Annotated in this window: 16 protein-coding genes; 15 read left to right on the top strand and 1 reads right to left on the bottom strand. The window is 43.2% G+C overall.

Annotation, left to right across the window (positions count from 1 at the left end; translation table 11 throughout):
* Positions 1 to 9 precede the first annotated feature (9 nt).
* Positions 10 to 879, top strand: coding sequence for a S1 family peptidase (locus tag AAIR98_RS08065; protein ID WP_423971680.1), 870 nt, complete (start codon positions 10 to 12; stop codon positions 877 to 879).
* Positions 880 to 1,135: 256 nt separating this feature from the next.
* On the opposite strand, the gene AAIR98_RS08060 is transcribed toward AAIR98_RS08065, so the two are convergent.
* Entirely contained in the window at positions 1,136 to 1,669 is a 534-nt protein-coding gene (locus AAIR98_RS08060) for a prepilin-type N-terminal cleavage/methylation domain-containing protein (RefSeq protein ID WP_423971679.1), read from the bottom strand.
* A 106-nt stretch (positions 1,670 to 1,775) separates the two neighbouring features.
* On the opposite strand from AAIR98_RS08060, the gene murA reads away from it, so the two are divergent.
* The 14 genes from murA to AAIR98_RS07990 all read left to right on the top strand — a co-directional run bounded on the left by murA (position 1,776) and on the right by AAIR98_RS07990 (position 13,614).
* Positions 1,776 to 3,056: a UDP-N-acetylglucosamine 1-carboxyvinyltransferase gene (gene murA / locus AAIR98_RS08055; protein ID WP_423971678.1), complete on the top strand. Its 1,281-nt coding sequence runs from the start codon at positions 1,776 to 1,778 to the stop codon at positions 3,054 to 3,056.
* Positions 3,049 to 4,227: a bifunctional folylpolyglutamate synthase/dihydrofolate synthase gene (locus tag AAIR98_RS08050; protein WP_423971677.1), complete on the top strand. Its 1,179-nt coding sequence runs from the start codon at positions 3,049 to 3,051 to the stop codon at positions 4,225 to 4,227. The genes murA and AAIR98_RS08050 overlap by 8 nt, the downstream gene beginning before the upstream one ends.
* Before the next feature lie 71 nt (positions 4,228 to 4,298).
* Complete coding sequence (locus tag AAIR98_RS08045) at positions 4,299 to 6,083, top strand: hypothetical protein (RefSeq protein WP_423971676.1); 1,785 nt, start codon at positions 4,299 to 4,301, stop codon at positions 6,081 to 6,083.
* Between the two features lie 64 nt (positions 6,084 to 6,147).
* Positions 6,148 to 7,209: a D-alanine--D-alanine ligase family protein gene (locus AAIR98_RS08040; protein WP_423971675.1), complete on the top strand. Its 1,062-nt coding sequence runs from the start codon at positions 6,148 to 6,150 to the stop codon at positions 7,207 to 7,209.
* A complete protein-coding gene (locus AAIR98_RS08035; RefSeq protein ID WP_423971674.1) occupies positions 7,206 to 7,649 on the top strand; it encodes a hypothetical protein in 444 nt (147 codons plus the stop codon). Before AAIR98_RS08040 ends, AAIR98_RS08035 begins: the two co-directional genes overlap by 4 nt.
* The gene (locus AAIR98_RS08030; RefSeq protein ID WP_423971673.1) at positions 7,627 to 9,618 is read left to right on the top strand and encodes an O-antigen ligase family protein; all 1,992 of its coding nucleotides are present in this window, start codon (positions 7,627 to 7,629) and stop codon (positions 9,616 to 9,618) included. Before AAIR98_RS08035 ends, AAIR98_RS08030 begins: the two co-directional genes overlap by 23 nt.
* The gene (locus AAIR98_RS08025) at positions 9,588 to 9,824 is read left to right on the top strand and encodes a hypothetical protein (RefSeq protein ID WP_423971672.1); all 237 of its coding nucleotides are present in this window, start codon (positions 9,588 to 9,590) and stop codon (positions 9,822 to 9,824) included. The genes AAIR98_RS08030 and AAIR98_RS08025 overlap by 31 nt, the downstream gene beginning before the upstream one ends.
* A gap of 198 nt (positions 9,825 to 10,022) precedes the next feature.
* Positions 10,023 to 11,228, top strand: coding sequence for a phage major capsid protein (locus AAIR98_RS08020; RefSeq protein ID WP_423971671.1), 1,206 nt, complete (start codon positions 10,023 to 10,025; stop codon positions 11,226 to 11,228).
* 49 nt (positions 11,229 to 11,277) lie between these two features.
* Positions 11,278 to 11,826 (top strand): phage head-tail connector protein, encoded by a 549-nt coding sequence (locus tag AAIR98_RS08015; protein WP_423971670.1) that lies wholly within the window; start codon positions 11,278 to 11,280, stop codon positions 11,824 to 11,826.
* Complete coding sequence (locus AAIR98_RS08010) at positions 11,823 to 12,152, top strand: phage head completion protein (RefSeq protein WP_423971669.1); 330 nt, start codon at positions 11,823 to 11,825, stop codon at positions 12,150 to 12,152. Before AAIR98_RS08015 ends, AAIR98_RS08010 begins: the two co-directional genes overlap by 4 nt.
* Positions 12,149 to 12,328, top strand: coding sequence for a hypothetical protein (locus tag AAIR98_RS08005; protein ID WP_423971668.1), 180 nt, complete (start codon positions 12,149 to 12,151; stop codon positions 12,326 to 12,328). Before AAIR98_RS08010 ends, AAIR98_RS08005 begins: the two co-directional genes overlap by 4 nt.
* Positions 12,325 to 12,717, top strand: coding sequence for a hypothetical protein (locus tag AAIR98_RS08000; protein WP_423971667.1), 393 nt, complete (start codon positions 12,325 to 12,327; stop codon positions 12,715 to 12,717). Before AAIR98_RS08005 ends, AAIR98_RS08000 begins: the two co-directional genes overlap by 4 nt.
* An 8-nt stretch (positions 12,718 to 12,725) precedes the next feature.
* Positions 12,726 to 13,235 carry a hypothetical protein gene (locus tag AAIR98_RS07995; protein WP_423971666.1) on the top strand — a complete coding sequence of 170 codons (510 nt, stop codon included), beginning with the start codon at positions 12,726 to 12,728 and terminating at the stop codon, positions 13,233 to 13,235.
* 13 nt (positions 13,236 to 13,248) lie between these two features.
* A complete protein-coding gene (locus AAIR98_RS07990; RefSeq protein WP_423971665.1) occupies positions 13,249 to 13,614 on the top strand; it encodes a hypothetical protein in 366 nt (121 codons plus the stop codon).
* Positions 13,615 to 13,670: the final 56 nt, after the last annotated feature.

The raw sequence follows: 13,670 nt of genomic DNA, 5'->3' as shown, positions 1-13,670 counted from the left end.
GGAGACTTTATGAAAAAACTTCTTGCCTCTATCCTTTTTGTTCTAGCTGCCATACCCGCGGCGGCGCAGTGCCAAAACGCCGCTTTTTTTGACAATACCTATGCCATACAGGTAAAGAGCGATAAGCACGATAAATTTGGCTACAGCTGCCACTCCGTAAGATTAAACAAATACTGGTTGTTAACTTCCGCCCACTGCGTGGCCGACAGGTGTAAAAATAAAGATTGTGTTGTTTTGGTTGACATGATTAACACCAACCCCGGCGCCAGAATAACAGTAAATCATACCAAAGACGCACCAAGAGTGTTTGTGGACCCTGATTTTGTGCACAAAAGGTTCAGCGCCTACGGCGACCTGGCGCTTGTCAGAATTAACCCTGACTCGGATTCTTTTACCTATTACGAAAGGACAGAAAACCAGGAAATGCGCACCGATGAATTTTCTTTGGCGCTGCGTAACGAGCGTGACGTGCAGGTGAAGTGGAACAAAGCCATGAAGTATGACAAGCCCGTAACCATACTTGAATTTGACAGAAATAATTATGAAATGACCAGCACATTTTCCGTGGCGGATATTTCCACCGGCACAGTTGTGCCTTCTTGCGCGGTAGCGGCCAAGGCGTACTTCCGTAATACTAACGGCATAGGCAATATCAAGGGTTTTGCACCGGGTAAAGGGTATTCGGGCGGCGGCGTGTTTGATTTTGGCGGGCATTTAATAGGCATAATTTCCGGCGGATCAGACGACGCGTATTTCCCCGTATTTAACGCCGCCAACACAAAGTTTATTACGGACACTATGCGCGGCGGGCTTTATAAAAAAGACGTCGGCATGGGCTTTGGCAAAATAATCCCGCCGGACTCAGCTGAGCTTTTATAATTTTAATGGCAAAAAGCCCCGCCAACTGGCGGGGCGTATTAATTGGTAAAAATTTTAAAAGTTGTTATTTTGATGAAGTCAAAATATTTAAAATTTGCTTTTGCGTTAGCAAAAGCCCCGCCAACTGGCGGGGCGTATTAATTGGTAAAAATTTTAAAAGTTGTTATTTTGATGAAGTCAAAATATTTAAAATTTGCTTTTGCGTTAGCAAAAGCCCCGCCAACTGGCGGGGCTTTTTATTTTTACAAACTATAATTTATATATAACACCTTTCAAAGTTTACATACCCGGATATCGCTTTTACTTGCGGCAGCCCCAAGCTGTTAAGCATGTCCACGGCCTTTGTGCTTGTTGTAAGAGCGCTTATGCCGCATTTGCCGGTATGGTCTATGGTAAAGGCGTAGAAATTAGCGTCCTTGTATGGCTCTCTTGATATTGTTATCGCGGGATATTTGCCAGAGACATATGATATATAAAAATTATTATCCAGCATTATGCCTGATGAGATTGAAGTTTTATCAAGCCTGGCCTGTGTTACTCTGTTTCCGTCGGCGTCTCTTACCTGTATATCAAGTTTATCAAATGTGCAGTTTGTTGCCGACATATTGTTGCCTGATTCCACGGTGCATCTTTTTACAGAATCCTGTATGCCGCGCACCATGCTTACTATTGAGGAGTATTTTGATTTTTCTACAGAAGCCAGGTAAGTAGGCGTCGCCACAGCGGCCAGTATGCCTATAATAAGCACTACCACCACTATTTCAGTTAACGTAAAACCTTTTTTATTCATAACGGTAACCTCTTTAATAATTGTGCAGATTTATTTTATATACTCTTAGTATACCTGATTTTTCGCTTTCAGAACACAAAATTTTATTAATTAAAAGGATATTGTTATGGACCAATTTATCATTAAAGGCCCCACCGCTTTAAAAGGAACCGTAGAAATAAGCGGCTCTAAAAACGCTTCGCTCCCAATACTCATGGCCACCCTGCTTACAGACGACACTTGCGTACTGCGCCGTGTGCCAAATCTTAGAGATGTACGCACAACATTTAAACTTTTAAAAGAACTTGGCAAAGAGGTAACTTACGAAAACGGTACGGCAACAATCAAAAGCAACGGCCCGCTGCACTCCTCTTTACCATATGAATTAGTTAAGCAGATGCGCGCCAGCTTTTGGGTGGCGGGGCCGCTGCTTGCCCGCCTAAAACACGCGCAAATCCCCTTGCCCGGCGGCTGCGCCATAGGCGTGCGCCCCGTGGATATTCACCTTAAAGGGTTTGAAAAAATGGGCGCCGTTTGCGCTACCGAAAAGGGCGATATTTTAATTAAAGCCGCCAAGCTTAACCCCGCTAAAATAGTGCTTAGGTTCCCCAGTGTTGGCGCAACAATCAACCTTATGATGTGCGCCTCTTTAGTGCCCGGTAAAACAGTTATAGAAAACGCCGCGCAGGAACCTGAAGTGGACGACCTGATTAATGCTCTTAAATCTATGGGCGCGGACATCAGCATAAACGCCAAAGGCAGCATAGTTATTAACGGCAAAGACTCTATTAGCGGTATGAACCATACCGTAGTGGCTGACCGCATAGAGTCCGGCACTTATATTATAGCCGCCGCCGCTACAAAGGGTGATGTTCTGGTAAAAAACTGTGTGCCCACGCATAATGACATTTTAATAGAAAACTTAAGAGAAGCCGGCTTTGATCTTACAGTTGGGGGGGATTTTGTGCACGTGCGCCCGCCTAAAGACGGTAAAATAAAACCAGTTGGCATCAGGACTATGCCCTACCCCGGTTTTGCTACCGATTTACAGGCGCCGTATATGACATTGCTTTGCCTGGCAGACGGCTCCAGCGATATTACGGAAGATATTTTTGAAAACCGCTACATGCACGCGCCCGAGCTTGTGCGTATGGGCGCAAATATTACTATAGAAAAAACTATGGCTAAAATAAAAGGCGTGGAAAAGTTTTCGGGCGCCAGTGTGATGGCGTCTGACCTCAGGGGCGGTATGGCGCTTATTTTGGCCGCGCTCTGCGCCGATGGCGAAAGCGTGGTTGACCGTATTTACCACGTGGACAGAGGTTACGAAAATGTAGAGGCTAAGCTTACCCATTTAGGCGCCAATATTAAACGTTTTAACCCCAGAACCCAAGAAGAAAATGTTTAACGCTTTACATAACAAAATACTTAAAAGACACTTAACCATAAAAAAAGAGCAGAATTTTAATGCGTTAAATACTGCTCTTTTCGCGCTTAAAAACCCGCACAGTAAAATAAAAACTATTCATATAACAGGTACCAACGGCAAAGGCAGTACGGCGGCAACACTTGCGCTTATATTGCAAAAAGCCGGCTACAAAGTTGGGCTTTACACGTCGCCGCATATAATTTCACCTTTAGAAAGAATACAAATAAACGGTAAAAATATTTCCGCCCGCTCAATGTGCGCGGCTGTAAAAAAGGTATTGGCGGCGGAGGACGCGGCGCTTAACTATTTTGAGGTGCTTTCGGCCGCCGCTTTCTACTACTTCGCCAAAAATAAAGTTGACTACGCTGTGATAGAGGCAGGCCTTGGCGGCACTATGGACGCTACCAATGTCGTAACCCCCGCAGTATCAATAATAACAAGCGTAGGTTTAGACCATAAAGACGTTTTAGGCGGTACTTTACGTAAGGTAGCGGCAAATAAAGCGGGCATTATAAAGCCCGGCGTGCCATGCGTGTGCGGCAAGCTGCCCGGGGCGCCCAAATCTGTAATAGAGACGGTGGCTAAAAAAAATAAAAGCAAGCTTGTATACGCGCAGCCTTCAAATATTAAAGTTTCTTATAAAACATTATCGACAACTTTCAAATATAAAAATAAAAACTATACTGTTTCATTACTTGGCGAAGCGCAAGCTTTTAACGCCGCGCTTGCTATAGAAGCGGCCGCGTTGTTAGGGGAAAAAAGCCCGTCAAAGTTAAATGTAAAAATACCGGCCAGGTTTGAAATAATAAAGCATAACGGCATTACTCTGATACTGGACGGCGCCCATAACCCGGACGCAATACAAAACCTGCGTAAAAATCTTTCAGGATACAAAGACTGCGCGATAGTGTTTGCCGCTATGAAAGATAAAGATGTTAAAGGTATGCTTGGTGTTTTAAAAAAACAAAAAATTTATTTAACGCAGTTAGCCGCGCAGCGCGCGGCAACAGCGGCGGATTACGGTGTGGCTAAAACACAAATTATACCGCTTAAAAAAGTGATTAAAATGGCTCTGTCGGGCAAGCTTGGTAAAACGGTAGTGTTTACAGGTTCATTTTATTTGGCCGCTGAAGTAAAAAAATATCTGTAATTACCGTTGACAACAGGCGGAATTTTAAGTTTAATTATAAGTAAGAAATTACGGGTTTTTAAGGATAATCAATGGATTTGGAAAATAACGAGAATTTACCGTCTGACATATCACAGTTTTTAGACCAATTTGAAAAAGAAAATTCAGAACTGGAGCGCGCTTTTGCCTCCGGTAAAAGCAATTTTTATAATACTATAGAGCCCAAAACACCTTCGGCTAAACCTGAAGAAAAAGACCAGTCTTTCAAAAAACTGGAAGAAAAAATATCAGAACTTGAACAAAAGTTTGAATCTTCCATTAAAGACCGCGACCAGCTTATGGACGAACTGGCCAAGTCTAAAGCGGAGAATGAAAACTCCAAATCTAAAGACGAATTTTTTAATAATATCTCTGCAACAATAGCCAACCTTAAAGAAAGTGTTGACCGTTTAAACCGCGCGCAGCAGCAACCGCAGCGCACAGCGTTCATGCCGCCCACGGAAATTTACGGTCAGGGCTATTACTACGGCGCTCCCATAGACCAAGCCAGCAAATTTGGCGCTGAGCAGCTTTACCGTGCGCACCAGGAAGTGGAAAGATATTCCAAAGAACTTTTTGACGCTAAAGAAGACAGCGTAACCAAGCAAAACATTATAGAAAAGCAGAGAGAAGACCTGGAAATACAGTCCCAGCTTGCCAATACGCAAAAGCAGGAGCTTGCCCAGCATAAAATTGATAAAGAAGAAAAAGAACGCTTTATAGCCAGCCTTAAAGAGAAAACATCCCGTCTTAAAGCGGTTAACAGCGCGTTGGAAAAAGAATTTAAGCGCGTGCAGGACGAAAAGATAGAAGCCCTTAGAAAATCGGCCGAGCAGGCTAAAGAAATTTTATCCCTGCGCGACCAGCTGACTAAGGCGGAAGAGCGCTTTAAATCATTCGACTTTGAAGGGCGCATAATTTCTATTAAAAACCACTACCAGCAAAAAGTAAGCAAGTTGGAAACACAGCTGCAGGAAATGTCGGCGCTGTGTATGAAGCAGGTTGAGGAAATAGAAGGCCTTAAACTTGAAAACACCCGCTTGCAAGCCGCGCAGGAAGAAAGTGCCGCCCTGCAAACACAGCTGGAAGAAAAGAACCGGCAGATAGAACAATTTAAAAAAGACCTTGAAGCGCTGACAAAAGCTAACGAGGAAGCCCTTGCCAAAGTAAAAACAGAAGTTGCCAGTGAGGCCAATCTCGAACTTACCGGCAAAATAAAAGCTATAGAAGAGTCCGCCAGCAGCAAGCTTAAACAAAAAGAGGACGAAGCGGCGGCCGCTCTTAAGCAAAAAGAATTTGAAATAGCCAAAAACGCCGCGCAAAAAATACGCGCCATTACGCAGGAAGCTAATGATAAAATTACCGCGCTTAACGCCAAAATACTTGAAGTGCAAAAAGAGCGTGACGATATCGCCGTGCGTTTAACCGCCGCGTCATCGGCCTCTTCCGCCGCAGACTCGGCAGAGAAAAAGCGTGTGGATGACACATTTAAATCCTTAATGCAAAAAATACAGGATAATGACGGCGTAATAGAAAGTTTAAAAAAGAAAATAGAAGTTTTAGATAGTGAAAATAAAAATTTAAAAAAGCCCGCTAAAAAGGCCGAGCCTTCTGTAGAGCTCAGCAAAGCCGCGCCCGAGGAAATAGTGCCGGTTAAAGAGGCCCCCGCCGCGCCGGCGTCAACGGATCTTAAATACCCGGACCCTGCCAAACGCGCCGCCCCAACCCGCGCAAAGGCAGCCGCTTTAGGCGATGAATACGGCGGTAAAAAAGATTTTCTTGAAGACACTCAAACATTTTTTGGGCGTATGAAGTGGTCTTTACTTAAGGAAGATTAATTATTTTTATATTTAAGATAAAGCCTGATGTATTACGTCAGGCTTTTATTTGTTAGAGGAAAATATGAACAATTTAACTATAGCGGTTTTATACGGCGGCAAAAGTGTGGAGCATGAGGTGTCCATACACTCCGCCGGTGACGTATGCAAGTTGCTTGCTAAAAAATTTAACGTACTGCACATTTATATAGATAAGCAAGGCAAATGGTTTTTACAGCAAAGCTGCGGCACTCCTGCTGCGGGCGACCTGCAGGTAACGCCTGTACTGGGTAAGGAATACCCTTTACAAACCATAGACGGCAAACCGCTGCATGTTGACGTGTTTTTCCCGGTACTTCACGGTACCAAAGGTGAGGACGGCACAATGCAGGGCCTGTTTGACCTGCTGGAAACGCCTTACGTTGGGTGCGGTGTGTTGACTTCGGCCATGGGTATGGATAAGGTTATAAGCAAGATTGTTGCGCAAACGGCAGGGGTGCCCACATTGCCCTATATCCGCCTGGAAGCGGACTATAAATATGACAAGATTTTAGAGGATAAGGCCGCTGCGCTGGGCCTGCCTGTTTTTGTAAAACCTGTCAGCCTCGGCTCTTCTGTAGGCGTAACAAAAGTCAGCGAGATTAGTAAACTTAAAGAGGCAATAGACTTCGCTTTTAAATTTGACACCAGCATAATGATAGAAAAAGGCGTGGATAAACCGAGGGAAATTTTTTGCGCCGTTTACGGCGGAGGGGATAAAATAAATACTTCCCCTTGCGGCGAGCTTATACCCAACGGGCATGAGTTTTTTGATTATTTTTCCAAATATATTGACCCCAATGGCTGCATAGTCAAAGTGCCCGCGCAGGTTAGCGCGGGGGCAGAAGCCAAAATGCAGCAATATTCCGATATTCTTTTTAGAGAGCTAAGAGGCGTAGGCCTTGCCCGTGTGGACTATTTGGTTGCGGCGGACGGCGGGATATATTTCTCTGAAATTAATACTTTGCCAGGTATGTCAGACACAAGTTTATTCCCGCAATTATGGCGCGCGGCGGGCAAAGATTACGGGCAGATATTAGAAGAGCTTGTTATGCTTGCCGTTAAGAGAACTGTGGAACTTAAAAAATTGCAGACGGATAAAGAATGAAGCTTTTAATAAAAAATTTTAAATCCATTAATATTTATTTAAAGATAATAGTGGTTTTTTGTTTGATAGGTTTTGTAAAAAACTTTTATCTTTTATTTACGCAGGGGCCGCACGTTATAATGGGGTACCGCTTGTTCGCGGGGTTTGCCATTATATTTTTAAGCCAGGCGGTTTTTGTCACGCTTAAAGACTGGCGCGCGGCGTTTTTTAGCGCGGCGCATTGCTTTTTCGCGTTGTTTTTATATGAAGATTTTACCTTTTTGCCCGTCTTAAAACCTGTTTTTACTTTTTTTGTTTATATGACGCCCTTTGCCAGTGAGAGAGCAACACAGTTGCTGCAGTATACTATGGTGTCTATGTTATTCTCACTTGAAATGTTAAAAACTTTTACTATATACGATTATTTAAAACCTAAGCATGAAAAAAAAGACAACTGTTAAAACGCCGCAAATTAGCAATGTTAAAAGCATGTTTTTGCAAAATGCTTTAAGCTATGTTATTGCTGTTACGCTGCTGCTTATAACAATTTCTTTTTCCATCAGAACATACGATACCTCCGCCGTAAAAACTGCGCTTTTATTAAATACGTTTGCTCTTACGCTGGTATTGTGGGGCGCGTTTCACATAACGGTTAAAAAGTATTTTACCAGAGAGAAACTTATTGCTCTTTTGCCTTTTGGTGTGTTTTTGATTTGGCTAGGTATTTCGTATCTTTTTAATTCTTATAAACTTGCCTCCGTAGAAGAGTTTGTTAAAAATATAATGTTTTGGTCGTTCCCGCTGTTGCTGGCTACATGCCTTGCCAAGAGGAATGTTGGTGTAATAAATAAGTTTTTTATAATTTCCGTCTGGGTTTGCTTTATTTACGGTATTGTCCAAACATTAGACCTGTACGTATTTAGCGGCATTGATATTATGCCTTGGCGCGGCGCGTTTGGCAAACGTGTTTTTGCCACGTTCGCTAACCCCAACTTTTTTGCTGATTTTATAGTCTTATCGCTTTTCATAATTGCCGCTAATTACCTTAGAACAAAAGAAAAAAAATATATTGTGCTTGCCGTGCTTGGTCTGGTTAATTTGTATTTTACGGAGTCTAAGGGCGCGTGGGTAAGTTTTGGCGTTGTGGGCGCCTTGTTCACTCTGTCATACACATTCTTTTTCGCTCCGTCTAATAAATACGCTAAGGCGGCCAAGTGGAGCGTGCTGGCGCTTTGCGCGCTGGCGCTGGCTCTTACTGTAATATTCTCCTTTAAACGCGCGCAATCGGTTAATTTCCGTATGGTTACGTGGGGTTCTGTGCTGGATATGGTTAAAGACGCCCCTGTCATAGGCCACGGCAGCGGCAGTTTTGCTTACGCATATTACAAGTATAAGCGCCCGGATATTTTTTATATGGAAAAGTTGCATAACGTGGAAACAGGGCACGCTGAAAATGAATTTCTGGAAGTATTGGCCAACAACGGCATTATCGGGCTGGCAATTTTTATATGGCTTATTTTTGCTTTATTTTGGCGTGGGATAAAGACATTGGCAGAGTATAAAAAGTTTTCATCTTCTTTAAGCCCGCCCTATTTATTATTTGGTTTTATGGGCGCGGCGGCGGCGGTGCTTGTGCATAATATGTTTGACATCAGTATGCGTATGGCGTCTACAGGTTTTATACTTGCGGTGCTAGTAGGGCTTATAATTGTGTTATGCGCTGAAGACGTAGAGGTTCAAGATAAGGTTTTTAACGCCAATAAAACCGTGTTAGCTGTTGCCGCTGGGCTGCTGTTTATAATAATGATTTATTTATTAAAAATTGTATTGGTTGACATAAATCTTGTTGCCGGCAGCTCTGTGGAAAGCAGAGATTTTGGGCGAGGGGTTTTACGGTTTGCTTTTTGGATTGGGGCGCTGGGTGTAATAGGCGTTGTTTTTTATATTTATTATAAAACTATAAGAGTATCACAAAGCTTGCTTGCCGTTTTATTTATGCTGCTTTCTCTTCCAATGTTTTTTATTTCCTCAAAATATTTATTGTCGGATTACTACACTAATGCCGCGTTATTTTTTGCGCAAAGGCAGGAGTGGAAGAATTCTATGGAGTTTTATACCAACGCCATTAAAAATAATCCTGTTAAGGTTTCTCTTTACCACTCACGCGGCAGCGTTACGCTTAACCGTTGGGACATGTCCTCTTCCTATGACGTAAAAGTTGGCGACAAGGATAATGTTTACAGAACAGATTTTGACAGGGCCAGCCAGGATTACCAAACAATATTCAGGTACTCACCTAATGAGTCAATGCTGCACCACCATTGGGGGAACTGTTATATAAACGCGGGCTTGATTTTTACAAAGCGGGCAATTATACCGAAGCGTTTAAATATTTTGATATGGCGGCGGAACGTTTTAGCTATTCTCTAAAGTTGGACCCTGTTAATGAAAACACTTATTTTCACCTTTCAAACATCGCGTTTTTAAAGGGCGACGCGGCGAAGGCCTTATACTGGCTGGACAACTACGAGGCCGGCCCGACAGACTTAAAAAATAAAGAATATTTAAATACCCACAAACAAAACCCCAAACTGCAAACCATGCGCCTAAACATAATGCGTAACGCGCAAAAATAAATTTTGTCTTTTTACGTCTTAAAATTTGACAAAATTAATTTACCTGTGCTATACTGAAACACGGAGAGACGTCAAAATCATAAGGGTAACCCCTTAGAGGTTTGGATGAATCTTTTATTTTTAAAAACAACTTTAAGAAGACAACTTTTCCATAGCGAAAGGTGTCTTCTTTTTTCGTCCAACCTTACGGAGATTTAAATGGACGAAATAATGCACTCCATAAAGGAATTAAGAAAGACTTTAGAAGGTAAAATAGATTCTTGTATCACAAAAGAAAAAGCGGAAAACATGGTGGCTGATATTGTAAACAATCTTCACCCCGCGCAAAGAAAGGCCGTAATGCCCACCACTACAGAAGAGGTTTTAGAACGCTTCGCGCAGTTCTCCTCCTCCGCTAAAAATAAACCCGAGTCCGCCTGGACAAGCGAGTACGGCAGAAAGTTTGGCAGCATGAAAAACTTTATTTTAGCCGCCAAAGGCAATCAGCCGTTATATGAAAACAGCAAGTCAGTATTAGCCGAAAGCGGAGTCAGCGGCGGCGGCTATTTAGTACCGACGGAATTTTCCGCCAATGTGGCCCGCATAATGAACGAGGTTTCCCCCATTATGCAAATTGCAAACGTTATGCCCATGGGCTCATGGAAAAGACAGCTGCCTAAGCAAACCTCCAACCTCAGCGTAGGCTGGGTAGCGGAAAACGGTATAAGAGGCATAAGCAACCCGACATTCGGGCAAATTGAACAGGTAGCCAAAGTGCTTGCCACGGTAGTTAAATGCACAGACGAGCTTATCAGAGACAGCGCTGTTAACTTAACGCAGTTCCTCTCAGAACTTGTGGCCGAAGCCATGGCGCTTGAAATAGAAAGAGTAGCTCTTGTCGGCGACACAACCAAAGGCGACCCTTTTAAAGGCGTTTACAATACAGACGGCCTGGCCAAAATAGATATGGCCGGCACCAGCGTGTCATTTGACGATATTGCTAACTTAATTTTTAAACTTAATGACGCTAACGCCGCAGGCAGCGTGCTGGTACTTTCCCGCACCGGTCTTAGCAAACTGTTAAAGTTAAAAGACGCCAACGGCAATTACTTATGGCAGCCGCCGGCCGCCACAGGCGCGCAGCCTACAATCTGGAATACGCCTTACGTAGTAAGCTCACAAATCCCCAATGACATTGATACTGATAAAACAATAGCCCTCTTTGGCCGTTTTAACAGGCACTTGCTCATCTCTCCCAGACAGGAAATGGTGGTTAAAGTTTCGCAGGACGCGTCCAGCTGGAACGCGGACACAAGCAAAGCCGACAGCGCTTTCATGTTAGACCAAACATGGTTACGCTTTACACAGGCTTTATCTATCGACGTTACATTCGGTAACGCCTTCAGCTGCCTTACATTCAAATAACAACCATACATTTTACCGGCGCCCACAGCGGCGCCGGTAAAGGGGATAAATGACACAGGTTTTAACAACATTAGAAGAAACAAAACAATATCTTGGTATTACAGGCACAGAGCAAGACGCCCTTATAAGCATGCTTTTGGAAAGCGTAAGCAGCGCGGCGGAAGTATTTTTGGGCCGTTTTATTATAAGCAGGATAATATCTGAAGAAGCGCATTTTATAGAAGATAAGAGCAAAGTTTTACAGCTATCTTTCTACCCGGTGGAAGAAGTAAACATGATTATGCAAAACGGGGAAGAAATAAGTGGGGAGCAGTTTAGCATAAACCACAACAGCGGCATTTTACATATAAAATACGGTTTTTTTACAGGCGCGGTATTGGTAACTTACAAAGCAGGTCTGGCCGAAAACGTTGACGCTGTTCCCGCCGATATTAAACTGGCCATGTGGCAGTGGGTAAAATACCTTTTAAATAAATCAGACGGCGCCGTAAAGTCAGAAAGCCTGGGCGACTATTCCGTATCATACGCTGAGCTGCAGGGCGCAATGCCTGTAAGCGTGCTTAGCATTCTTGAGCAGTACAGGAGGTACAGCGTATGAGCTTTACCTCACTATTAAATAAAACCTGCAATATAGAAATTTGCACCAAAACACAATGCCCTGTAACAGGTGAAATTAAAAATACTTGGCACACGCTTTATAACAATATCAAATGCCGTATAAGAACACGCAGTGCCGACGAAAGAATAAGTTCTTATAACGAATACAAACTTTCCACCCATGCCATGTACCTGGAGTATTTAAAACTGGACGACGCGCTTACAAGAATAGTGCTGGACGGCGAAATTTACCATATAAAAGGCCAGCTTAATATGGGCGGCGGACATGAGTACCTTTGCCTTTATTTGGAGGTAAAAAAACAATGACGGAATTTGAAGTAAAAATAGAAGATTTTTACCAGTTTACCCAACTCCTGGCAAGGTTAAAGGAAGAAATGAAAAGTGTTGAAAATAACGCAAAAATATCCGACGAAGATATCGAAAAAACTTGCAAAGAGATAATAAAACGTTATACCACGCTCATGAAAAGGAGTCTTAAATGATAGCTAAAGATATTTATTTATACTTAGCAGCAGACACTGCCTTGCAGGTTTTACTTGAGGCGACAGAAGCGGACAGTAAACTATACCCAAACATAGCTAAAATGACGGCCAAGCCGCCATTTATAGTGTACCGCAGTACAAACCCCGGCGGAACCACCGAGGAAGTGATAAGCGAAGAATCTTTAAACATTATTATCACTGCCGCAGATTTTGAGGGTGTGCTGGCTGCGGCCGCGCGGGTAACAGAATTGTTAGACGGGGTAGAAGATGTCCCTGCAGAGGATTATTATATATATTACGCCAAAAAAACAGGCGGTAATGATTATGTGGACGACCTTAACAGAAGCGTGCGCGTATTAACTTTCAGTTTTAAATTTAGAAGTAAATAGGAGATTTTATGTCAACAACAAATATAGTAGTGGGCCTGCAGGCCCAAAATACAATTAAACTTGCCGCGTACGGCACTGCGGAAGAGAGTGCCACTGCGCTTGGCCTTGTAAAGGGCGGCATCAGCATAGAGCATGACAGCACGCAACAGGAAATTATGGTAGACCAGTACCTTGGCCCCATAGACCAGGTTGTGACGGCGGAGTCCTTAAAAGTAAAAACAACTTTGGCCGAGGCTACATTAAATAATTTATCTATAGCTATGGGGTTGGGGGAAGTCAGCGGGAGTTCCGCCAATCTTACAACGGCGGCGGACAAAACTTACACCTTATACATAAACGTAAAAGGGGCACAGGGCAAAAAACGCAAATACACTTTTTGGAAAACAAAAATAAACGGTAAGACAACACAAACCTATAAACGCGACGGCGAAACCGTGGCTGACATTGAATTTACCGTACTTGTGGACACAAGCAAAGCCGATACCGAGCGTTTTGGCAAAGTGGAAGATATAGCTTAACTAAGGGGGCGATATGCAGCCGTTTATAAACAAATCAACAAAAGTAAATATTTGTGGCAGAGAAGTGCAAATAAAAGCATTAACCTTAAAGCAAACTATATGCCTTGGTTCCATAATGGGAAAGTTGTACGAAGCGTTTGGCGCGGACACAAGCAAAGATAATAATTTTATTCTTAATATGCTTTGCAGCGCCGGGCCCGGGCAGGCGGGTGAAATAATAAATATTCTTACCAACTTTTGTTTTGAAAGGGAAAAGGATATCTCCGCCCAGATTACTCTTGAGGAAACCGCCGCACTGGCTAAAGCTGTAAGTGAGGTTAACGATTTTGCGGCGGTAGCGGCAAATTTCAAATTGGCGTTCGAAGGCAAGAAAATTTAGACGCTATTTCGAACGCCGTAGGAAAGGTGGCGTCTGCGTTCGGTTACAGTACCGAA

This window comes from Elusimicrobium simillimum (assembly GCF_049639735.1).
Classification (GTDB): domain Bacteria; phylum Elusimicrobiota; class Elusimicrobia; order Elusimicrobiales; family Elusimicrobiaceae; genus Elusimicrobium; species Elusimicrobium simillimum.
The sequence above is the reverse complement of the archived record's forward strand: the minus strand, read 5'-3'. Positions and strand labels throughout refer to the sequence as shown.

Coding starts and splice junctions, on each gene's coding strand:
- AAIR98_RS08005 (WP_423971668.1), top strand. CDS start 12,149: ATGACGGAATTTGAAGTAAAAATAGAAGATTTTTACCAGTTTACCCAA.
- AAIR98_RS08050 (WP_423971677.1), top strand. CDS start 3,049: ATGTTTAACGCTTTACATAACAAAATACTTAAAAGACACTTAACCATA.
- AAIR98_RS08035 (WP_423971674.1), top strand. CDS start 7,206: ATGAAGCTTTTAATAAAAAATTTTAAATCCATTAATATTTATTTAAAG.
- AAIR98_RS08065 (WP_423971680.1), top strand. CDS start 10: ATGAAAAAACTTCTTGCCTCTATCCTTTTTGTTCTAGCTGCCATACCC.
- murA (WP_423971678.1), top strand. CDS start 1,776: ATGGACCAATTTATCATTAAAGGCCCCACCGCTTTAAAAGGAACCGTA.
- AAIR98_RS08060 (WP_423971679.1), bottom strand. CDS start 1,669: ATGAATAAAAAAGGTTTTACGTTAACTGAAATAGTGGTGGTAGTGCTT.
- AAIR98_RS08010 (WP_423971669.1), top strand. CDS start 11,823: ATGAGCTTTACCTCACTATTAAATAAAACCTGCAATATAGAAATTTGC.
- AAIR98_RS08040 (WP_423971675.1), top strand. CDS start 6,148: ATGAACAATTTAACTATAGCGGTTTTATACGGCGGCAAAAGTGTGGAG.
- AAIR98_RS07995 (WP_423971666.1), top strand. CDS start 12,726: ATGTCAACAACAAATATAGTAGTGGGCCTGCAGGCCCAAAATACAATT.
- AAIR98_RS08030 (WP_423971673.1), top strand. CDS start 7,627: ATGAAAAAAAAGACAACTGTTAAAACGCCGCAAATTAGCAATGTTAAA.
- AAIR98_RS08015 (WP_423971670.1), top strand. CDS start 11,278: ATGACACAGGTTTTAACAACATTAGAAGAAACAAAACAATATCTTGGT.
- AAIR98_RS08045 (WP_423971676.1), top strand. CDS start 4,299: ATGGATTTGGAAAATAACGAGAATTTACCGTCTGACATATCACAGTTT.
- AAIR98_RS07990 (WP_423971665.1), top strand. CDS start 13,249: ATGCAGCCGTTTATAAACAAATCAACAAAAGTAAATATTTGTGGCAGA.
- AAIR98_RS08000 (WP_423971667.1), top strand. CDS start 12,325: ATGATAGCTAAAGATATTTATTTATACTTAGCAGCAGACACTGCCTTG.
- AAIR98_RS08025 (WP_423971672.1), top strand. CDS start 9,588: ATGGCGGCGGAACGTTTTAGCTATTCTCTAAAGTTGGACCCTGTTAAT.
- AAIR98_RS08020 (WP_423971671.1), top strand. CDS start 10,023: ATGGACGAAATAATGCACTCCATAAAGGAATTAAGAAAGACTTTAGAA.